Below are 18,915 nucleotides of genomic sequence, written 5' to 3' on the forward strand. Positions count from 1 at the left end.
CGCTGGCCGAGGCGGCGCAGGGCCTGGCCAAGGCCGGCTATCTGCGGCTGCGCGGCGAGCCCTTCGACATCCGCGCCGAGCCCGAGGGGCCGGTGCTGGCGACGCTGGACCGCGGCGCCGTGCCGGCCTTTGGCGTGCTGGCGCAGGGGGTGCACCTGAACGGGCTGGTGCGGCGCGCGGACGGGCTGCATCTGTGGCTGGGCAAGCGGGCGCGCGACAAGGCGGTGGCGCCGGGGCAGTGGGACAACATCGTCGCCGGCGGCACGCCCGCCGGGCTGTCCCCGCAGGAGACGCTGGTGAAGGAGGCGGCCGAGGAGGCCGGCCTGGCGCCGGAGCTGGTGGCGCGGGCGCGCCCGGTCTCGCGCCTCTCCTACATCATGCAGGTGCCGGAGGGGCTGCGGCGCGACATCCTGCATGTCTACGACCTCGACATCCCCGAGGATGTGACGCCCGCGCCGCAGGATGACGAGGTGGAGCATTTCGAGCTGTGGCCGGTGCGGCGCGTGCTGGAGGCGGTGCGCGACACGGATGGCTTCAAGTTCAACGTCAACCTGGTGCTGATCGACCTGTTCCTGCGCGAGGGGCTGATCGACCCCGACGGCGCGGAGGGGCGCAGCCTGGCGCTCGGCCTGCGCGCCGGCGCATGAAGAAGGCCCGGGGACGATGCCCCCGGGCCCGGTCGTGTCAGCGCAGCGGCTGGGCCTGCACCCCGCCGCCCGGCTGGTAGGAGGGCGGCGGCTCATAGCCCGGGGTGGTGGGCGGGATCTGCGCCTGCCCGGCCGGGGCGGGGGCCACCGCGCCGGTGGGCGGCGTCTGGCCGCCGAAGCGCAGCAGCACGGCGCGCAGCGGGTCGGCCCCCGGATTGTGCGCCGCCATGTCGATGACGATCTGCCGCGCGCTGTAGCCCTGGCCGTAATAGGCGCGGTTGGCGTCGCTGCGGCTGGTCATCAGCGAGCCGTCGAGGGCGATGCCGGCATAGAGGCCGCGGCTCTTGGCGAAGGTCACGATGTCGGCGCCGACGGCGGCGGTGGTGGAGCCGGCGATGCCGCCGCCGATCGTCGCCACCGCGATGGAGGCGTCGGCGCCGATCTTGAACTGGCTGTCCATCAGGGCGTTCAGCCCCTTGTCGGTCAGCACCATCATCATGACCATGGCGTCCTGCACGCCGATCTGGAAGCCGATGCTGCCGCTGCCCAGCCCGTAGAAGGCGGGGGAGGACCAGGAGCCGGCGCCGTCGCGCGCCAGCAGCACGCAGGAGCCGCCCTGGCCGCCCAGGATGAAGCCGGCGCGGAAGATGCGCGGGCAGACCATGACGGCGCGCGCCCGGCGCAGCAGCACGATGGCGTCGTTGAAATGGGCCGCGTTGCCGCCGTCGCCGGCGCCGAGCATCTCCTGCACGGCGAGCGTCGAGCGGTCGACCAGCGCCTGCTCCTCCACCTGCGCGGCGGCGGGGCGGGCGAGGGCGAGCAACCCGGCGAGCGCCAGGGCGAGTGGGGCCGGGACCGATGCAAGGATCGAGCGCCGCATGAGCATCCTCCGCCAAGCTGTTGCGGAGACATGAACTCCTGACTGCGGCATGACAAGGGCAGTTTGTGGCCGGCCGGGGGGCAGGCGGGGCGGCCGGCAACACAATCCCGGGCGCGGGCCGCGGCTCAGGCGGCGGCCGGCGCCTCCTCGTTGACCGAGGCGATGCGCCAGTCGGCGCCGTGCTTCTCCAGCCGGGTCAGGGAGAGGTTCTTCACCGAGAGCTGGAAGGCCTGGTGCGGGTCGAGCCGCAGCGCATGGGCGAGGGCCGCGCGGATCGAGCCGCCATGCGCCACGATCACCACATCCTGGCCTTCGAGCGCCTCCGCCAGTTCCTCCAGCGTCGGGCCGACGCGGTCGATGACGTCCTGCAGGCTCTCGCCGCCCGGCGGGCGTTCCAGCGCGCCATGCGGCCAGAAGGGGTGGGGCGGGTCGTTCAGCAGCTCGGTCAGCGCCTCATGGGTGATGCCCTGCCACTGGCCCAGATGCTGCTCGGCGAAGCGGGGCTCCACGCTCATCACCGGCGCGGCGTAGCCGGCGGCGAAGATCGCCTCGGCGGTGGCGCGGGTGCGGGAGAGGGGCGTGTGGAACCAGCGCGCGCCGGCGGGCAGGCGCTGCGCCAGCCAGCGATAGGCGGCGCTGTCCTGCGCCAGGGCGAGGGCGCAGATGGAGACGTCCATGTCGCCATACAGCACCAGCCGGGCCGAGGGTTCGACGATGGCGTGGCGGATCAGGAAGAAGCGGGTCGGGGTCACGCGGCGTGTGTAGGCCAGAAACGCCGCCGGGGAAATCCGCCGCCGGACGGCGGGGCGGTGCCGCGAAGCCCGCCGGGTTTACCGTAACTTTACCGAAACGGGAGGAAGCTGCCGCTCGACAAAACGCCGCGGTGCGCCGGATCTTCCGCCACCGCGCTGGCGACCCCGACCGGGGTTGAGGAGCGCAGGATGCCGGTTTCGCACCACGACATGCCGCTGCCCGCCGAGTTGCCGCCGCCGGGCGAATGGAGCGGCGGCGGTCCGGCCCTGCCGGTGGCGCCCGAGGCGGGGTTGCCCGCCTGGTCCGCCGCCCCGGCCGCCCTGGCCGAGCAGGCGGCGCAACTCTCCTTCAGCGCCACCCTGCCGGGCTGGGACGCGGTGCCGCCTCGGGCCGAGCTGGCCTCGCTGGCCGCCGCCCTGGCCCTGCATCTGAGCCTGCAGCCCGAGTCCTGCATCGGCTTCGACACCGCCGCCGTGCTCGACCCCACGGCCGACATGCCGGAGCCGAGCCGGGAGGCGCTGGCCGAGGCCCTGGCCCGCCTGCTGCGCCGCCCCTCCGAGGCCGCCGACCGGCTCTGGTTCGGCTGAGCCGGGCCGGGCGGGCGGGCGGAGTAGGGGAGTAGGAAGGCAGCGGGGGCAGGGCGGCGGGCTATTCGCCGATATTGCTCAGCGCGCCGCTGCGCCGCGCCGCCTCGAACTGGCCCAGGAACACCCGGCCCAGCACCAGCAGCCAGAGCGCATCCAGCGCGAAGGCCGCCAGCAGATGGCCGCTCGCCACCTCGCCATGCAGCAGGGCGGCGCGCATGCCCTCGAACACATGCGCCGCCGGCAGGGCGGAGGCCACCCATTGCAGCGCCACCGGCAGCGTCTCCATCGGGTAGAAGACGCAGGCGAAGGGCGTCAGCCCGAACAGCACCGACCAGGCCAGCGGCTCCGCCCCCGCCCCGTGCCGCAGGATCATGGCGGTGACGCCGAGCGCCACGGCCCAGCCCATCATCATCAGCGCGGCGAAGAACAGCACCACCACCGGCCCCAGCGCGAACAGGCCGAAGCCGTAGAGCAGCCAGGCTAGCCCCACCGCCGGCAGCACGCCCACCAGCATGCGCAGCGTGCTCATCACGACCAGCCCTGCCACCAGCTCGCGCGGGCGCAGCGGGCTGACGAAGAGATGGCCGAGATTGCGGCTCCAGATCTCCTCCAGGAAGGACAGGGCGAAGCCCATCTGGCTGCGCAGCGCGACTTCCCACAGCAGCACCCCGCCCAGCAGGATGCCGGCGGCGACGCTGCCGGTGTTCTGCTGCACCCCGGCCAGGTAGGCGGTGACGAAGCCCCAGACCAGCATCTGCAGCACCGGCCAATACATCAGCTCGATCAGCCGCGGCCAGGAGCGCCGGTAGAGCGCCAGGTGCCGGTAGACCAGGCCCCAGATCCGCTGCGCCGCGCCGCTCATGCCGCGCCCTCCGCCGCCGCGCCCTGGCCGCGCGCGATATCGAGAAAAACATCCTCCAGGCTGTCGCGGCCATAGCGGGCGACCAGCGCGGCGGGCGCGCCCTGGTCCACCAGCCGGCCGCGCTTCATCACCAGCACATGGCCGCAGAGCCGTTCCACCTCGGCCATGTTGTGGCTGGCCAGCAGGATGGCGCAGCCGCTCTGCGCCCGGTAGCGCTCCAGCCAGCCGCGCACCCAATCGGCGGTGTCGGGGTCGAGGCTCGCCGTCGGCTCGTCCAGCAGCAGCAGCTCGGGCCGGTTGATCAGCGACTTGGCCAGCGCCACCCGCGTCTTCTGCCCGGCCGAAAGCTGCCCCGCCGGCCGTTCCAGGATGTCTTCCAGTTGCAGCTCGGCGGCCAGCTCGGCGATGCGGCGGTCGGCGCCGCGCACGCCGTAGAGATGCGCGTAGACGCGCAGATTCTCGGCGACGCTCAGCTTGTGCGGCAGGGCGACATAGGGCGAGGAGAAATTCATCCGCGCCAGCGCCGCGAAACGGTCCCGCGCCATGTCATGGCCCAGCACCAAAGCGCGCCCCTCGCTCGGCACCAGCAGGCCGAGCAGCATGGCGATGGTCGTGCTCTTGCCCGCCCCATTGCCGCCGAGCAGCCCCCAGGTGGCGCCGCGCGGCAGGGCGAAGCTCAGCCCCGCCACCGCCGCATCCGCCGCGCCGTAGCGTTTCGTCAGGCCCTCGGCCCGGATCACCGCATCATCCCGCATGGCACCGGATTAGGGGGCGAAGCGCGCGCTGCCCAGGGGGGGGCGGGGGCGAGGCGGGGCCGCGCCCCGCCCCGGGCTCGTGCAGATTTGCCGCCGCCACCGCCGCCATGCCATACCGGCCGGTGTTGCGTCGCACCATGCCGGGAGCCTGCCATGCCCCTCTCCCCGCCCGCCGCGCGCTCACCCCTGCACCGGCGCCAGCTGGAGATGCGGGGCTTTGCGCGCGAGGACGGCCTGTTCGACATCGAGGGCCACCTGATCGACACCAAGCCCGAGGGCTTCGAGACCATCGACCGCGCCGTGCCGGCCGGCGAGCCGCTGCACGGCATGTGGATCCGCCTGACCATCGACGCCGACATGGTGATCCAGGCCTGCGAGGCGGTGACCGACCACGGCCCCTACGCCATCTGCCCCTCCGCCGCGCCGAATTTCGCGCGCCTGGCCGGCCTGCGCATCGGCCCCGGCTTCAACCGCGCGGTGCAGGAGCGGGTGGGCGGCACCGAGGGCTGCACACATCTGCGCGAGATGCTCTCCCAGCTCGCCACCGTGGCCTTCCAGGCGACCTATGCGGTGCGGCTGGCGAAGCGCCAGCGCGACTCCGGCAGCACCCGCCCGGCCGCGCTGATCAACACCTGCCTGGCCTATGCCGAGGACAGCCCCGTGGTCGCCCGGCAGTGGCCGCTGGCCCCCGTGCTGCCGTCCGCCGCTTCCTAGAGCAGATCGCGATCAGGCTGCTTTGCCTGATCGCGTGAAGATGCTCTTAAAACAATAATCTAGAGCATTGTCCGTGAGCCAGTGCGAACGGACAATGCTCTAGGCTTTCTGTCGGGCTGCCGCTGTCCTCCGCACCGGCGGGACGCGGCATGGGCCGGGCCGGTGGCAGGGCGGAGGCTTCAGGCGTCGGCGCTGAAGAACTCGTTCAGCCAGCGGCGGAAGCGCGATGGGGCGGGGCCGGCGGCTGCCTCCTCCTCCTCCTCCTGCTCGGGCGGGCCCAGCCTGCGGGCGAGGGCCGCCAGCTTCGGGTTGTCCGGCATCCGCCCGGCGGCGCCATGGGCGACGCGCTGCGCGGCGTTCAGCCGGCCGGTGCGTTCCAGCGCGCGGGCCAGGCCGATCTGCGCATCGGCATTGTCCGGATCCCGCTCGACCACGGCGCGGTAGAGCGGCTCGGCCTGGGCCGGCTCGCCGACATAGAGCAGCAGCTGCCCAAGCCAGAGGCAGGTCTCCGGCTCCGGGCTGCCCCCCTCCATCAGGCGGCGCACCAGGCTCACCGCCTCGGCCCGGTCGCCGCGGGCGGCCAGGGTCTGGCTGAGGCCGAGCAGCGCCTTGGCGTGGTGCGGGTCGATCTCCAGCACGGCGCGATACTGGACCTCGCAGGCATCGGCCCGCCCGGCCTTCAGCAGCATCTGCGCCAGATACATGCGCAGCTCGACATGGTCCGGCATCTGCTCGATGCCGCCCAGGCACAGCGCGATCGCCTCGTCCCGCCGCTTCTGCGCGCTGAGCGACAGGGACAGGCCCTGCCAGGCGTTGATCGGCCGCGGGTCCAGCGCCAGGGCGCTCCGGAAGGCCTGCTCGCTCTCCGCGAAGTTCTTCATGCCGATCATCAGGTGGCCGACCCGCGCATGCAGCGCGGCATCGGTCGGCCAGGCCTTGAGCTGCAGCATGGCGATGTCGCGCGCCCGCCGGTTCTGCTTGACCGAGCGCAGATGCTGCACCCGCTGCGAGAGGGCGCGCTGCACCTCGAAGCTGATGGCGCTGCGCGGCACGCCCTGGCGGCGGGCGCGCCGCCACAGCGCGTTGCCCATGCGCAGATGGCCGCGCCGGAAGGCGGCGCTGCCCATGAAGCGGGCCCAGTGCGGGCTGCTGTGCCGCCGCGCCCGCATCAGCGCCACCAGCCCCGGCAGGTCCTGCGCCATCACCCGCTCCAGCACCTGGATCAGGAACGCGCTGTCGATCAGCAGCCAGATCGCGGCATGGTCCATGAAGGGGGTGCGCACCCAGTGCACGCCGCGCCGCGCCAGGCGCTGCGCCTGGCCGCGATCCTCCGGCATGTAGGGGTCGGCCAGCATCACCGCGAAGTCGCCGGCCTCGCCCGGCAGCAGCGCCATGTGGCCGTGCAGCGCCGGCTTGAAGAAGCGGTGGAAGCGGCTGTCCCAGGGCACCTCGTCCGGGTCGATGCTGTCCTGCGGGCAGATCGCCAGCGCATGCGCGGCGCCGAGCCGGGCCGCGTGCTTCAGCGCCGCATGCCCGCCCATGCTGTAGCCATAGGTGATGGCCGGGCCGCGCAGCGCCGCGCGCACCGCCGGCGCCGCCTTGGCCACCGAGGCGGCGGGGTACCAGTTCTCCCCCTTCGGCACGAAGCCGATGACATCGAGGCCGAGCTTGGCCGCCGGTTCCTGGCCCCAGACGGCGTTGTCGCGCGCGCGGAAGGTGAGGTCGGCGAAGGTGATCAGCGTGGGAGAGCCGGGCGCCGGGTTGGGCGCCGGCCGGTGCACCACCAGGAAATGCTCGTCTTCATAGAGGACGCTGCTGTCGCTCATGCGAATCTCCTCGCGGCGCGGGGCGGTATCGCTGGGCGGGCCGCGGCCATGCTCAGCCCGCGCCGCCGGGCGCCGCTTCCTCCGGTGTCAGCAGGCGCAGCGACAGCGCGTGCAGCCCGCTGCCGAACTCGGCGGCCAGCGCGGCATGCACGGCGCGCGACCGTGCCACGCGGCTCATGCCCCGGAAATCCGGGGCGATCACCACCAGATTGTAATGCGTCTCGCCACCCGGCCGGGCGCCGGCATGGCCGGCATGGCGGTGGCTGTCATCCTCGATGCGGATCTCGGCGGCGGCGAAGGCCTCCAGGAGGACTTCCCGCATGCGTTCGGCGCGTGTCAGCATGGCCGGTGGTTTTCCACGCGCCGGCCGCTCTGCCAAGCGAAAGGTTTGCAATCTGCCGCCTTGCGGCCCCACTCATCCAGGACCATAAACCTTCAAATGGCCCGCCGCGGCGAACGTCCCCGAACCGACAGCTCCACCCCCTTCAGGCCCTGCGACGCGCCGGGCTGCGAGGCTGCGGGCGAGTTTCGCGCCCCGCGTGACCGGTCACGCCTGCGCGACTACTACCATTTCTGCCTGGAGCATGTCCGCGCCTACAACCAGGCCTGGGACTACTACAAGGGCATGGCGCCGGACGAGATCGAGACGGCGCTGCGCGACGACAGCGGCTGGCAGCGCCCGACCTGGCCGCTCGGCCGGCTGGGCGGCCAGCGCAAGCTGAACCCGGAGATCTTCCGCGACCCGCTCGGCCTGTTCGGCGAGGCGCCGCCCACGCCGCGCAAGAGCGCCAAGGAGGCGCCGCCCGAGCTGCGCGCCGCGCTCGACATGCTGGGCCTCGGCTGGCCGCTCGAGGAAGAAACGCTGCGCGCCCGCTACAAGGAGCTGGCCAAGCGCTACCACCCGGACACCAATGGCGGGGACAAGACCGCCGAGGACCGTCTGAAGGACATCAACCGCGCCTACAGCCTGCTGCGCAAGCGGCTGGCGGCGGCGGTGCAGGAGGGGGCGGCCAAGCCCGACCCCTCCGCCGCCAGCCGGGCCGCATGAGAGACCAGGGCGAGACGAACGAGGCCGGCCGCGCTGCGCGCGACGGCAAAAGCCCAGAGCGAAGAGAGCAGAGCGAAGAGAGCCCGATGACCAAGGTCGCTACCCTTTCCGACGTCCGCCCCACCTCCGCCATCGACCTTCCCGACATGACCGTGAAGGTGCGCGAGGTGTTCGGCATCGACAGCGACCTGGAGGTGCCCGCCTTCTCGGTCCGCACCGAGCATGTGCCGGAGGTCGACCCCACCTACAAGTTCGACCGCGACACCACGCTGGCCATCCTGGCGGGCTTCGCCTTCAACCGGCGCGTCATGGTCCAGGGCTATCACGGCACCGGCAAGTCGACGCATATCGAGCAGGTGGCGGCGCGGCTGAACTGGCCCTGCATCCGCGTCAACCTCGACAGCCACATCAGCCGTATCGACCTGATCGGCAAGGACGCCATCGTCCTGAAGGACGGCAAGCAGGTCACCGAGTTCCGCGAGGGCATCCTGCCCTGGGCGCTGCAGCACCCCTGCGCCATGGTGTTCGACGAATACGACGCCGGCCGCCCGGACGTGATGTTCGTCATCCAGCGCGTGCTGGAGGTCGAGGGCAAGCTGACCCTGCTCGACCAGAACCGCGTCATCCGGCCGCACGGCGCCTTCCGCATCTTCGCCACCGCCAACACGGTGGGCCTGGGCGACACCACCGGCCTCTACCACGGCACCCAGCAGATCAATCAGGGCCAGATGGACCGCTGGAACATCGTGGCCACGCTGAACTACCTGCCGCACGCCCAGGAAAGCCAGATCGTCGCCGCCAAGATGGGGCTGAAGCCCGAGGACACCGCCGGGCGCAAGCAGATCGAGGCGATGGTGGCGCTGGCCGACCTGACCCGCGCCGGCTTCATCGCCGGCGACATCTCCACCGTCATGTCGCCGCGCACCGTCATCACCTGGGCGGAGAATGCCCGCATCTTCGGGGATGTCGGCTTCGCCTTCCGGCTCTCCTTCCTCAACAAGTGCGACGAGGCGGAGCGGTCGACCGTCGCCGAGTACTATCAGCGCTGCTTCAACGAGGAAGTGCCGACCGGCCTGCTGGTCCGCAAGAACTGATGGTCCTGGCCAGGAGGGGCGCCGCCCCTCCTGGACCACCCCGCCAGGAGGCCGAGCCTCCTGGACCTCCCAGCAGGGGCGAGCGATGAGCGGTAGCGGCAAGGACCTGACGCGTCAGGAAGAATTCAAGCGGGCCACCGCCGGCACCTTGCGCGCCATCGCGCGCAACGCCGAGGTGCAGGTGGCCTATCAGCCGGGGCCCTCGGGCCTGGCCGGCAAGCGGGCGCGGCTGCCGCTGCCCACACGCGCCCTGCCGCCGGCCGAGATGGCCCGGCTGCGCGGCGCGGCGGACGCCATCGCGCTGCGCCTGCGCCACCATGACGAGGCCGCCCACGCCGCCCGCACCCCCGCCCGCCGCGAGGCGCGCGAGGTGTTCGACGCGCTGGAACAGGCGCGCGTCGAGGTGGTCGGCTCCCGGCTGATGCCGGGCGTCGCCGCCAACCTCACCGCCCGGCTCTCGGAGACCTGCGAGGCCGAGGGCTACGACCGGATGACCCGCAAGGACCAGCTGCCGCTGCCGGCGGCGCTTTCCCTGCTGGCGCGGGAGCGCCTCTCCGGCCAGCCGGCGCCCGCCGCGGCGCAGCGCGTGCTCGACCTCTGGCGCCACACGCTGGGCGAGAAGGCGGAGACGGCGCTGGACGAGATGGCCGCGGCCAGCGACGACCAGGACAAATTCGCCCGCGCCGCGCGCAAGCTGCTCTCCGCCCTCGACCTCGCCGAGGCCGAGGTGGAGGCCGAGGCCGAGGATGACGAGCAGGCCGAGGAAGGCGCCGAGGCCAATAGCCAGCAGGACAATTCCTCCGAGGGCGAGGCGCAAAGCCAGGAGAGCGACCCGACGCTCGGCGCCCAGCCGGAATCCATGCAGGGCGAGGGCGCCGAGGAAGAGGGCGAGACCCAGGAGGAAGAGGGTGTCGCGGCCGAGGGCGAGGACCGCCCGGGCGGCCCGCAGCAGCGGCGCGAGGCGCCGCCGGCCGATGATTCCAGCGTCTACCGCGCCTTCACCAAGAAGTTCGACGAGGAGGTCTCGGCCGACGATCTCTGCGACGCCGAGGAGCTGGCGCGGCTGCGCCAGCAGCTCGACCAGCAGCTGTCGCACCTCCAGGGCGTCGTCTCCAAGCTGGCCAACCGGCTGCAGCGCCGGCTGCTGGCGCAGCAGCAGCGCGCCTGGGAGTTCGACCTGGAGGAGGGCATGCTGGACGCGGCCCGCCTGGCGCGCATCGTCGCCAACCCGCTGCTCTCGCTCTCCTACAAGCGCGAGCGCGAAGCGGATTTCCGCGACACCGTCGTCACCCTGCTGATCGACAATTCCGGCTCGATGCGCGGGCGGCCGATCTCGGTTGCCGCCATGTGCTGCGACATCCTGGCCCGCACGCTGGAGCGCTGCTCGGTCAAGGTGGAGATCCTGGGCTTCACGACGCGCGCCTGGAAGGGCGGGCAATCGCGCGAGCGCTGGGTGCAGGAGGGCAAGCCGCGCAATCCGGGCCGGCTGAACGACCTGCGCCACGTCATCTACAAGGCGGCCGATGCGCCCTGGCGGCGCGCGCGCAAGAATCTCGGCCTGATGCTGCGCGAGGGACTGCTGAAGGAGAATATCGACGGCGAGGCGCTGGACTGGGCCTATAAGCGCCTGCTCACCCGCCCCGAGAAGCGGCGCATCCTGATGGTCATCTCCGATGGCGCGCCGGTCGATGACAGCACGCTGTCGGTCAACCCCGGCAACTACCTGGAGCGCCACCTGCGCAAGGTGATCGGCGATATCGAGGGGCGGCAGGCGGTGGAGCTGATCGCCATCGGCATCGGCCATGACGTCACCCGCTACTACCGCCGCGCCGTCACCATCGTCGATGCCGAGGAGCTGGGCGGCACGATGATGAAGAAGCTGGCCGAGCTGTTCGACGAGGATGCGGCCGCCGCCTTCCAGCGCGCCGCGACGGAGCGGGCGCCGCTGCTGGCGTGATCCGCCGCAACCGGCGCAGCCTGCTGCTGGCCGGGCTCGGCCTCGGCTGGCTGGGCTATGGCGGGCTGCGCGGGTGGCTGGCGGAGATCTCTCCGCTGGCGCCGCTGCCCCTGCCGCCCGGCGCGGCGCTGCGCTCGCGCGGCGGGCTGAAGCTGGACCGCGCCGCCATCGGGTATGGTGGCTGGTCCGGGCTGCATGTCGGCGACGACCTCACCCTCTCCGCTGTCAGCGACCAGGGCTATTGGATGCAGGGGCGGCTGGCCCTCGATGCCGCCGGGACGCCGTTGGCGCTGGAGGGGCTGCGCACCGGCGCCATCGATAGCGGCTTCTGGCTGGAGCCGCCGGGGCGGCTGACCAGCGATGCGGAGAGCCTGGCGCGGCTGCCGGATGGCAGCTGGCTGATCGGGTTCGAGCGCTGGCACCATGTCACCCGCCATGCCCGGCTGGACGGGCCGGGCGCGATCTGGCCAACGCCGCGCGAGCTGGTCGATGCGCCGCTGAATGCCGGGCTGGAGAGCCTGGCGGTGCTGCCGGATGGGCGCTGCCTCGCCATCACTGAAGGGTTGTGGACCGGGCCGCATGGCTGGCTGGCCGCGTGGCTGGGCGGGCCGGGGCGCTGGGTGAAGCTGGGCTACCGGCCGGCGCCGGGCTTCGTGCCCTCGGATGCCTGCGGCCTGCCGGATGGCGGGGTGCTGGTGGTGGAGCGGGCCTTCAGCTACCGGCAATGGTTCCGCGGCCGGCTGGTGCGCCTGCCGCCCGAGACGCTGGCGGCCGCCGGCCCCGGCACGCTGTTGCAGGGCGAGGCGCTGCTGGAGGCGGATGCGCTGCCGCGCGAGAACTGGGAGGCGGTTTCCGCTTTTTCCCATGCCGGTGAGCGCTGGCTGGCGATGCTGACCGATGACAATGAGGTCCCCGTGCAGCGGGGCCTGTTGCACCTGTTCAGCTGGACAAGCTGAAGGCGGGGTCCGGGGGGACCCTGTCCCCCCGGCGGAGGGGTCTGGGGAGGCGGAGCCTCCCCAGGGGTCAGCCGATGGCGCCTTCCGCGCGCAGCAGCGCCTCGACCATGGCCGGGTCGACATCATCCTTGGTGAAGGCCTGCCCTGGCCCGCGCAGCAGCACAAAGCGCAGGGCGCCGTCGCGCACCTTCTTGTCCTTGCGCATGCGGTTCATCAGCGCGGCGAGGGTGAAGCGGCGCGGCAGGTGGGAGAGGCGGGCAGGCAGCCCGACCGAGGCGATATGCGCCTCCACCCGCCCGGGCAGTTCGGCATCGCAGAGGCCGAGCATGGCGGAGAGGCGGGCGGCGAGTCCGAGGCCGATGGCGACGCCCTCGCCATGCAGCAGGCTGCCGTCATAGCCGCATTCGGCCTCGATGGCGTGGCCGAAGGTGTGGCCGAGGTTGAGCAGGGCGCGGCCGCCTTCGGGGCTTTCCTCATGCTCGTCGGCGGCGACGACGGCGCCCTTCAGGCGGCAGCTTTCCAGCACGGCGTGGCGCAGGGCGGCGGGGTCGCCGGCGACGGCCCTGGCGCCATTCGCCTCGCACCACTCCCAGAGCGGGCCCTGCAGCAGGCCGTGCTTGGCGACTTCCGCGTAGCCGGCGCGCAGCTCGCGCGGGGGCAGGGTGGCCAGGGCGCCGGTATCGGCCAGGACGATGCGCGGCTGGTGGAAGGCGCCGGCCAGGTTCTTGCCGGCGCGCAGATTGATGCCGGTCTTGCCGCCGACCGAGCTGTCCACCTGGGCCAGCAGGGTGGTCGGGATCTGCACGAAGGGCAGGCCGCGCAGGGCGGCGGCGGCGGCGAAGCCGGCGAGGTCGCCCACCACGCCCCCGCCGAGGGCGACGATGGCGGTGCGCCGGTCCACCCCGGCGGCCAGCAGATCCTCCATCAGCGCGGCGAACTGCGAGAAGCTCTTGGAGGATTCACCCGGCGGCACGGCCAGGCTGGCGCGGATCTCGAAGCCCGCCTCCTCCAGACCCGCGCGCAGTCGCGGCAGGTGCAGGGCGGCGACGGCGGCGTCGCTGACGATGGCGACGCGGCGGGCCGGCAGCACCGGGGCGATCAGCCCGCCGGCGCGGTCCAGCAGGCCCTCGCCCACCAGCACCTCATAGGCGCGGCCACCGGAGAGCGGCACCGGCAGGCGGGCGGGCGGGGTGTGGCCCTCGATCGCCTGCTGCACGCGGTCGGTGGTGGCGTCGGGGCTTTCGTCGGGGCAGTTCACGATGATATCGGCCTCGGCATAGAGCGGATGGCGCGCGGCCATCAGGCGGGCCAGGACCTCGGACGGGTCCTGGTTCAGGAACATCGGCCGCGTGGCGCGGCCGGAGACGCGCGGCAGCAGCACCGGGATGGAGCAGCGCAGCCAGACCGCCAGCGCGCCGGAGTCGCGGATGGCGCGGCGCGTCTCGGCATCGGCATAGGCGCCGCCGCCGGTGGCCAGCACCAAGGGCGGGCCAGCCAGCAGGCGGGCGATGACGCGGCGCTCGCCCTCGCGGAAATGCGGCTCGCCATAGCGGGCGAAGATCTCGGTGATGGGCTGGCCGGCGGCGGCCTCGATCTCGGTGTCCGCGTCGCGGAAGGGCAGGCCGAGGCGCTGGGCCAGGCGCTTGCCGATCGAGGATTTGCCGGCGCCGGGCATGCCGATCAGCACGATGGCGCGGGGGGCGCCGCCGCGCAGGGGCTGGCTCGCCGCCGGCGCCGGGGCGAGGGGCGCGGGGTCGGCGTCGGGCGCCGTCAGTGCGGCGGGCGGAACGATGGCAAGGCCGAGGTTGCGTGACACAGGGACGGAAGGTAGCACAACATTCCCTGCGCGCGAGGATACCCGCCTCTCCATGTTCCGCCGCCCTTTGCTGCTCCTTCTTGTCATCCTGCTGCTGGCCGCCCTGGGCGGGCTGGTGGTGCTGGGCGCCTTTCCGCCGCCGGCCAACCAGGCGCCGGTGGAGCGGGTGCTGCCCAATGAGCGCTTCGGCACGCGCTGAGCCGGGCTGAGGCCCCGCGCGGCATGGATCGCCACAGCGAGGCCTTCCTGGAGATGCTGGCGGCCGAGCGTGGCGCCGCCCGCAACACGCTGGCCGCCTACCGGGCCGATCTGGAGGATGTCGCGGGCTTCGCGCGGCGCCAGGGCGGCACGCTGGCCGGGGCGGACACCGAGTTGCTGCGCCGCTACCTCGCCGGGCTGACCGATGCCGGGCTGTCGCCGCGCACCGCGGCGCGGCGGCTCTCCGCCCTGCGGCAATTCTACCGCTTCCTGGCGGCGGAGGGCGTGCGCGCCGACGACCCGACCGAGATCCTGGACAGCCCGCGCCAGCCCTCCCGCGTGCCCAAGGCGCTGCGGCGGGAGGAGGTGGAGGCGCTGCTGGACGCCGCCACGCGCCTGCCGGGCAAGCGCGGGCCGCTGGCGACCGCGCTGCTGGAACTGCTCTACTGCTCCGGCCTGCGCGCCAGCGAGCTGGTCTCGCTGCCCGCCCGGGCGCTCGCGCAGGACAGCCCGCTGGTGCTGGTGCGCGGCAAGGGCAACAAGGAAAGGCTGGTGCCCATCTCCGAACGGGCGCGGCTGGCGGCGCTGTCGCTGCAGGATCCGAAGAAGCCGTCGAAATGGCTGTTCCCCTCGCGCGGGGCCGCCGGCCACCTGACGCGGCAGAGCCTGCTGCTGCTGGTCAAGCAGGCGGCGCTGGCGGCGGGGCTGGACCCGGCGAAGCTCAGCCCGCATGTGCTGCGGCATTCCTTCGCCACGCATCTGCTGGAGGGCGGGGCCGATCTGCGCGCGCTGCAGATGCTGCTGGGGCATGCCGATATCGCCACCACGCAGATCTACACCCGCGTGCTGGAAGAGCGACTGCGGCAGATTGTCGAGACGCACCATCCGCTGGCAGAAGCGGATACTTAAGTTATCTTCTTTTTCTAAAGAAAAAGAAGCAAAAAGACTTTTTCAGGCTGCCGCCGTCTCCCGGTGAAGCGGGACGCCAAACTGATCAAAGTTTTTTGGTTCTTTTTTTCAAAAAAGAACGCTTCCTGAGCCTTGCTGCAACGCCCACTGGCCTTGCCCGGCCTTCTGCGCTAGTGCCACGCCGCGCCTGCCGCCTGATTGCGGCGCTGTGACGGACGGGATTGCGATGCGCCACTTCCTGGATTTCGAGAAGCCGCTTGCCGAACTCGAAGGCAAGATCGAGGAACTGCGCCGCACCACCGATGCCGGCGGCATCGACGTGGCGGAAGAGGTCGGCCGGCTCTCCGACAAGGCGGAGAAGCTGCTGCACGCCACCTATGCCAAGCTGACGCCCTGGCAGAAGACCCAGGTGGCCCGCCACCCGGACCGGCCGAAATGCCTGGCCTATGTGGACGGCCTGATCGAGGGCTTCACCCCGCTGGCCGGCGACCGCGCCTTTGCCGACGATGCGGCGGTGATCGGCGGCATGGGCCGCTTCCGCGGCCGCGCCGTGATGGTGCTGGGCACCGAGAAGGGCACCGACACCGAAAGCCGCGTGAAGCACAATTTCGGCATGGCCAAGCCCGAGGGCTACCGCAAGGCGCGGCGCCTGATGGAGCTGGCCGGGCGCTTCGGCCTGCCGATCCTGTCCTTCGTCGACACCTCCGGCGCCTTCCCCGGCATCGAGGCCGAGGCGCGCGGCCAGGCCGAGGCCATCGCCCGCTCGATCGAGGCCTGCCTGGACGCGCCGGTGCCGGTGATCTCCACCATCATCGGCGAGGGCGGCTCGGGCGGCGCCATCGCGCTGGCCGCCGCCGACCGCGTGCTGATGCTGGAGCATTCGATCTATTCGGTGATCAGCCCCGAGGGCTGCGCCAGCATCCTGTGGCGCGACGCGGCGCAGGCCAGCACCGCGGCCGACGCGCTGAAGCTGACCGCCGAGGACCTCCGCCGCCTGCAGCTGATCGACCAGGTGGTGCCGGAGCCGCTGGGCGGCGCGCATCGCGACGCGGCGAAGACGGTGCAGGCCGTGGGCAACCAGATCGCCGCCTGCCTGCAGCCGCTGCTGGAGCTGGATGCCGGCACGCTGAAGGCCCGCCGCCGCGAGAAGTTCCTGGAGATGGGCCGGCACGGCGTCGCCTGAGGCCGGCCTTCCGCCGGGTCGCTCCGGCGCCCGCATGACAGGATGCGCCGCCGATGCCCCGATCCGGGCATCGGCGTTGTGCGTTCGGGGATGATGGCGGCCGGGCCGCCCTACTCGGCGGCGAAGACCAGGCGGCAAAGCGTGCCGCCACCCGGGGCGGCCCGCATCTCGAAGCGGCCGCCGATCTGCTCGGCCAAAGCGTGTACGATGCGCAGGCCCAGGCTGCGGCTCTCCGCCGCCACGAAGCCCGGCGCCAGCCCGGCCCCGTCATCCCGCACCGAGAGCGCCAGGGTGCCGCCTTCCTCCCGCCGCAGCCCGATCCGCAGCCGGCCGGGGCCGCCGCGGAAGGCATGCTCGACCGCATTGGCCACCAGCTCGGCGGTGATCAGCGCGACCGGCACGGTCCGCTCCGGCGCCAGGGCCACGGGCTCGGCCTCGATCTCGGCGGTGACGGACTGGGCGCCGCTGGCCTGCAGCACGTCCTGGCACAGCCCTTCCAGGAAGCGGCCGAAGGGCAGGCCGGCCTCGCCCGGCCGGTGCAGGCTGCGCTGCAGCCGGCCGATCAGCTCCAGCCGCTGCGCCGCGTTGTCCAGCACCCGGCGCGCCTCCGGCTCCTGCACGGCGCCGCGCTGCAGCATCATCATCGCCGCCAGCACCTGGAGGTTGTTGGAGACGCGGTGCTGCAGCTCCTCGAACATCACCTCGCGGGTGCGGGCCAGGAGCTGGCTCAGCTCGGCCTCGCGCGAGCGGCGGGCGCTCTCCGCCCGCAGCTGGCGCAGCGACTGGTTCATCACATGGATCAGCAGCACGTCGAGGCCAACGACGCCCATGAAGAAGCCCAGCGCCAGCGCCACCGAGCTCTGCATGCCGAAGCTGTGGAGCGGCTCGATGAAGAGATACCAGGCGGCGAGGCCGGAGAGGGCGCCGACCGTCAGTCCCGGCGCCGTGCCGCAGAGGAAGGCGGTGACGATGACGGCGGGGAAGAAGGTGAGGAAGGGGAAGCCCGGCGGCAGGTAGGGATCGGCCAGCAGCCGCGCCAGCAGCGCCGCCACCAGCAGCAGCGCCGCCACGCCCCAGCGCCAGGAGGGGGAGCGGTCGCGGATGCCGAGTTCGAGCAGGCGGCGCGGCAGGGTCAGCATCAGGCCAGCGCCACGCTGCGGGGCAGGCGGGACGTCAGCGACGCGGGGAGGAGGCCGGTACGGGGCGGCGGAAGCACGAGGATCACGCACCAGTGAAGCAGGTGGCGCGGGGTCCGGGCAAGCGGGCTTTGAGGGGGGGCGGCCATGCCGCCCCCGCCGGGCCGGGGCGTCAGCCCTCAGCTGCGGTAGCTGCCATTGATGTCGATATAGCCATGCGTCAGGTCGCAGGTCCAGGCGGTGGCCTTCCCCTTGCCCAGGCCGATATCGACGGCGATCTCGATCTCGCGGCCCTTCATGTGGGCGACCACCGGCGCCTCGTCATAGCCCGGCACCACGCCGCCCTCGCGCGCCATCCAGGTGCCGCCCACGGCGACCGAGAGCAGGTCGCGGTCGGCCGGCTCGCCCGCCTTGCCGACGGCCATGACGATGCGGCCCCAATTGGCGTCCTCGCCGGCGATGGCGGTCTTGACCAGCGGCGAATTGGCGATCGCCATGGCGATCTTCTGGGCCGAGCGGCCGGTGGTCGCGCCGGTCACGTCGATGCGGATCAGCTTCTGCGCCCCCTCGCCATCGCGCACCACCTGCAGGGCGAGGTCGAGCAGCAGCTCGTTCAGCGCGCGCGCGAAGTCCTTGAGGATCGCGCCGCCCTCGGCGGGCACGCGCGGGTGCTTCACCTGGCCGGTGGCGAAGACCAGCACCGTGTCGCTGGTCGAGGTGTCGCTGTCGACCGTGGTGCGGTTGAAGCTGGCGTCGGTGCCCTTCTTCAGCATCGCCTGCAGCGCGGCGGCCGGGATCTTGGCGTCGGTGGCGATGAAGCAGAGCATCGTCGCCATGTCCGGCGCCACCATGCCCGACCCCTTGGCGATGCCGGCGATGGTCACCTCGACCCCGCCGATCTCGGCGCGGCGGACGCAGGCCTTGGGGAAGGTGTCGGTGGTCATGATGCCGCGCGCGGCATCCTCCCAGCCGGCCTCGGAGAGCTGGCCGTGCAGGGCGGGCAGGGCGGCGGTCAGCTTCTCATGCGGCAGGGTCTCGCCGATGACGCCGGTGGAGGCCAGGAACACCTCCCTGGGCTTGCAGCCGACCAGGGCGGCGGCGGCGTCGGCGGTCGCCTGCACCGCGTCGCGGCCGGGCTTGCCGGTGAAAACGTTCGCGTTGCCGGCATTCACCACCAGGGCGCGCGCCTTGCCGGATTTCAGCGCGGCGCGGCACCAGTCGACCGGGGCGCCCGGGCATTTGTTGCGGGTGAACACGCCGGCCACCGTGGTGCCGGGGGCGAATTCCATGAAGGTGAGGTCGTTGCGGCCCTTGTACCGGATGCCCGCCGCCGCGACGCCGAGCCGGACGCCGGCGATCGGCGGCACCGCGGGAAGCGGCACCGCGAGGGGGGAGACGGGGAGCTTGCCAGCCATGCGGGCGGGTCCTTCAAGGGTCGAGGCGAGACATCCGGGGCGTCGGGCGCCCCGCGCCCCGGCGGCAGCGGGGCGGCGCCTGTTCTAGAGCGGGACGGGGCGGCGCGGAATCGCCCAAACGCGCAAATCGCGCGCCCCGGGGAGCGCGATCCGGGGATGGCGGGGCCGCGCGGCGGGGC

General features: G+C 72.6%; 19 protein-coding genes. 10 read left to right on the forward strand and 9 right to left on the reverse strand.

Annotated elements, in window-relative coordinates; genetic code table 11:
* On the forward strand, positions 1-647 hold a 647-nt coding region (locus tag HMPREF0731_RS09000; protein ID WP_007003780.1), incomplete at its 5' end, for an NUDIX hydrolase.
* 37 nt (positions 648-684) lie between these two features.
* On the opposite strand, the gene HMPREF0731_RS09005 is transcribed toward HMPREF0731_RS09000, so the two are convergent.
* Both HMPREF0731_RS09005 and HMPREF0731_RS09010 read right to left on the reverse strand, forming a co-directional pair.
* Positions 685-1,527: a lipid-binding SYLF domain-containing protein gene (locus HMPREF0731_RS09005; protein ID WP_051014739.1), complete on the reverse strand. Its 843-nt coding sequence runs from the start codon at positions 1,525-1,527 to the stop codon at positions 685-687.
* A 125-nt stretch (positions 1,528-1,652) separates the two neighbouring features.
* Positions 1,653-2,279, reverse strand: a complete 627-nt coding sequence (locus tag HMPREF0731_RS09010) for a histidine phosphatase family protein (RefSeq protein ID WP_007003782.1) — start codon at positions 2,277-2,279, stop codon at positions 1,653-1,655.
* 189 nt (positions 2,280-2,468) lie between these two features.
* Here HMPREF0731_RS09010 and HMPREF0731_RS09015 point away from each other — a divergent pair, with 189 nt between their 5' ends.
* Complete coding sequence (locus HMPREF0731_RS09015) at positions 2,469-2,867, forward strand: hypothetical protein (RefSeq protein ID WP_007003783.1); 399 nt, start codon at positions 2,469-2,471, stop codon at positions 2,865-2,867.
* Between the two features lie 61 nt (positions 2,868-2,928).
* Here HMPREF0731_RS09015 and HMPREF0731_RS09020 read toward each other — a convergent pair whose 3' ends face one another.
* Both HMPREF0731_RS09020 and HMPREF0731_RS09025 read right to left on the reverse strand, forming a co-directional pair.
* A complete protein-coding gene (locus HMPREF0731_RS09020; protein ID WP_007003784.1) occupies positions 2,929-3,729 on the reverse strand; it encodes an ABC transporter permease in 801 nt (266 codons plus the stop codon).
* Positions 3,726-4,484, reverse strand: a complete 759-nt coding sequence (locus HMPREF0731_RS09025) for an ABC transporter ATP-binding protein (RefSeq protein ID WP_007003785.1) — start codon at positions 4,482-4,484, stop codon at positions 3,726-3,728. Before HMPREF0731_RS09025 ends, HMPREF0731_RS09020 begins: the two co-directional genes overlap by 4 nt.
* Before the next feature lie 153 nt (positions 4,485-4,637).
* On the opposite strand from HMPREF0731_RS09025, the gene HMPREF0731_RS09030 reads away from it, so the two are divergent.
* Positions 4,638-5,198, forward strand: a complete 561-nt coding sequence (locus tag HMPREF0731_RS09030; protein ID WP_007003786.1) for a DUF2889 domain-containing protein — start codon at positions 4,638-4,640, stop codon at positions 5,196-5,198.
* 179 nt (positions 5,199-5,377) lie between these two features.
* On the opposite strand, the gene HMPREF0731_RS23110 is transcribed toward HMPREF0731_RS09030, so the two are convergent.
* Positions 5,378-7,024: a tetratricopeptide repeat protein gene (locus HMPREF0731_RS23110; RefSeq protein ID WP_007003787.1), complete on the reverse strand. Its 1,647-nt coding sequence runs from the start codon at positions 7,022-7,024 to the stop codon at positions 5,378-5,380.
* A gap of 52 nt (positions 7,025-7,076) precedes the next feature.
* Complete coding sequence (locus HMPREF0731_RS09040) at positions 7,077-7,367, reverse strand: BolA family protein (RefSeq protein ID WP_007003788.1); 291 nt, start codon at positions 7,365-7,367, stop codon at positions 7,077-7,079.
* A 96-nt stretch (positions 7,368-7,463) separates the two neighbouring features.
* Here HMPREF0731_RS09040 and HMPREF0731_RS09045 point away from each other — a divergent pair, with 96 nt between their 5' ends.
* The 4 genes from HMPREF0731_RS09045 to HMPREF0731_RS09060 all read left to right on the forward strand — a co-directional run bounded on the left by HMPREF0731_RS09045 (position 7,464) and on the right by HMPREF0731_RS09060 (position 12,079).
* Entirely contained in the window at positions 7,464-8,072 is a 609-nt protein-coding gene (locus tag HMPREF0731_RS09045) for a J domain-containing protein (RefSeq protein WP_007003789.1), read from the forward strand.
* Between the two features lie 86 nt (positions 8,073-8,158).
* A complete protein-coding gene (gene cobS, locus HMPREF0731_RS09050; RefSeq protein WP_040612605.1) occupies positions 8,159-9,166 on the forward strand; it encodes a cobaltochelatase subunit CobS in 1,008 nt (335 codons plus the stop codon).
* 85 nt (positions 9,167-9,251) lie between these two features.
* On the forward strand, positions 9,252-11,123 hold the full coding sequence (cobT, locus tag HMPREF0731_RS09055; protein WP_007003791.1) for a cobaltochelatase subunit CobT: 1,872 nt from the start codon (positions 9,252-9,254) through the stop codon (positions 11,121-11,123).
* Positions 11,120-12,079 (forward strand): esterase-like activity of phytase family protein, encoded by a 960-nt coding sequence (locus HMPREF0731_RS09060; protein WP_007003792.1) that lies wholly within the window; start codon positions 11,120-11,122, stop codon positions 12,077-12,079. Before cobT ends, HMPREF0731_RS09060 begins: the two co-directional genes overlap by 4 nt.
* A 67-nt stretch (positions 12,080-12,146) precedes the next feature.
* Here HMPREF0731_RS09060 and aroB read toward each other — a convergent pair whose 3' ends face one another.
* Positions 12,147-13,895 carry a 3-dehydroquinate synthase gene (gene aroB, locus HMPREF0731_RS09065; protein WP_007003793.1) on the reverse strand — a complete coding sequence of 583 codons (1,749 nt, stop codon included), beginning with the start codon at positions 13,893-13,895 and terminating at the stop codon, positions 12,147-12,149.
* A 52-nt stretch (positions 13,896-13,947) separates the two neighbouring features.
* Here aroB and HMPREF0731_RS25205 point away from each other — a divergent pair, with 52 nt between their 5' ends.
* The 3 genes from HMPREF0731_RS25205 to HMPREF0731_RS09075 all read left to right on the forward strand — a co-directional run bounded on the left by HMPREF0731_RS25205 (position 13,948) and on the right by HMPREF0731_RS09075 (position 16,185).
* On the forward strand, positions 13,948-14,094 hold the full coding sequence (locus HMPREF0731_RS25205; RefSeq protein WP_007003794.1) for a hypothetical protein: 147 nt from the start codon (positions 13,948-13,950) through the stop codon (positions 14,092-14,094).
* Between the two features lie 23 nt (positions 14,095-14,117).
* Positions 14,118-15,002: a site-specific tyrosine recombinase XerD gene (locus HMPREF0731_RS09070; RefSeq protein ID WP_007003795.1), complete on the forward strand. Its 885-nt coding sequence runs from the start codon at positions 14,118-14,120 to the stop codon at positions 15,000-15,002.
* Between the two features lie 226 nt (positions 15,003-15,228).
* On the forward strand, positions 15,229-16,185 hold the full coding sequence (locus HMPREF0731_RS09075) for an acetyl-CoA carboxylase carboxyltransferase subunit alpha (RefSeq protein ID WP_007003796.1): 957 nt from the start codon (positions 15,229-15,231) through the stop codon (positions 16,183-16,185).
* 110 nt (positions 16,186-16,295) lie between these two features.
* Here HMPREF0731_RS09075 and HMPREF0731_RS09080 read toward each other — a convergent pair whose 3' ends face one another.
* Together HMPREF0731_RS09080 and argJ are read right to left on the reverse strand one after the other, a co-directional pair.
* Positions 16,296-17,324 carry a sensor histidine kinase gene (locus tag HMPREF0731_RS09080; RefSeq protein ID WP_007003797.1) on the reverse strand — a complete coding sequence of 343 codons (1,029 nt, stop codon included), beginning with the start codon at positions 17,322-17,324 and terminating at the stop codon, positions 16,296-16,298.
* A 176-nt stretch (positions 17,325-17,500) separates the two neighbouring features.
* Positions 17,501-18,736: a bifunctional glutamate N-acetyltransferase/amino-acid acetyltransferase ArgJ gene (argJ, locus tag HMPREF0731_RS09085; RefSeq protein WP_007003798.1), complete on the reverse strand. Its 1,236-nt coding sequence runs from the start codon at positions 18,734-18,736 to the stop codon at positions 17,501-17,503.
* Positions 18,737-18,915: the final 179 nt, after the last annotated feature.

The organism is Pseudoroseomonas cervicalis ATCC 49957 (assembly GCF_000164635.1).
GTDB lineage: Bacteria > Pseudomonadota > Alphaproteobacteria > Acetobacterales > Acetobacteraceae > Pseudoroseomonas > Pseudoroseomonas cervicalis.

Excerpts from the sequence above, each read along its gene's own strand:
- HMPREF0731_RS09005 (WP_051014739.1), bottom strand. The coding sequence starts at position 1,527 with ATGCGGCGCTCGATCCTTGCATCGGTCCCGGCCCCACTCGCCCTGGCG.
- HMPREF0731_RS09015 (WP_007003783.1), top strand. The coding sequence starts at position 2,469 with ATGCCGGTTTCGCACCACGACATGCCGCTGCCCGCCGAGTTGCCGCCG.
- HMPREF0731_RS09020 (WP_007003784.1), bottom strand. The coding sequence starts at position 3,729 with ATGAGCGGCGCGGCGCAGCGGATCTGGGGCCTGGTCTACCGGCACCTG.
- HMPREF0731_RS09025 (WP_007003785.1), bottom strand. The coding sequence starts at position 4,484 with ATGCGGGATGATGCGGTGATCCGGGCCGAGGGCCTGACGAAACGCTAC.
- HMPREF0731_RS09030 (WP_007003786.1), top strand. The coding sequence starts at position 4,638 with ATGCCCCTCTCCCCGCCCGCCGCGCGCTCACCCCTGCACCGGCGCCAG.
- HMPREF0731_RS23110 (WP_007003787.1), bottom strand. The coding sequence starts at position 7,024 with ATGAGCGACAGCAGCGTCCTCTATGAAGACGAGCATTTCCTGGTGGTG.
- HMPREF0731_RS09040 (WP_007003788.1), bottom strand. The coding sequence starts at position 7,367 with ATGCTGACACGCGCCGAACGCATGCGGGAAGTCCTCCTGGAGGCCTTC.
- HMPREF0731_RS09045 (WP_007003789.1), top strand. The coding sequence starts at position 7,464 with ATGGCCCGCCGCGGCGAACGTCCCCGAACCGACAGCTCCACCCCCTTC.
- cobS (WP_040612605.1), top strand. The coding sequence starts at position 8,159 with ATGACCAAGGTCGCTACCCTTTCCGACGTCCGCCCCACCTCCGCCATC.
- cobT (WP_007003791.1), top strand. The coding sequence starts at position 9,252 with ATGAGCGGTAGCGGCAAGGACCTGACGCGTCAGGAAGAATTCAAGCGG.
- HMPREF0731_RS25205 (WP_007003794.1), top strand. The coding sequence starts at position 13,948 with ATGTTCCGCCGCCCTTTGCTGCTCCTTCTTGTCATCCTGCTGCTGGCC.
- HMPREF0731_RS09070 (WP_007003795.1), top strand. The coding sequence starts at position 14,118 with ATGGATCGCCACAGCGAGGCCTTCCTGGAGATGCTGGCGGCCGAGCGT.
- HMPREF0731_RS09075 (WP_007003796.1), top strand. The coding sequence starts at position 15,229 with ATGCGCCACTTCCTGGATTTCGAGAAGCCGCTTGCCGAACTCGAAGGC.
- HMPREF0731_RS09080 (WP_007003797.1), bottom strand. The coding sequence starts at position 17,324 with ATGCTGACCCTGCCGCGCCGCCTGCTCGAACTCGGCATCCGCGACCGC.
- argJ (WP_007003798.1), bottom strand. The coding sequence starts at position 18,736 with ATGGCTGGCAAGCTCCCCGTCTCCCCCCTCGCGGTGCCGCTTCCCGCG.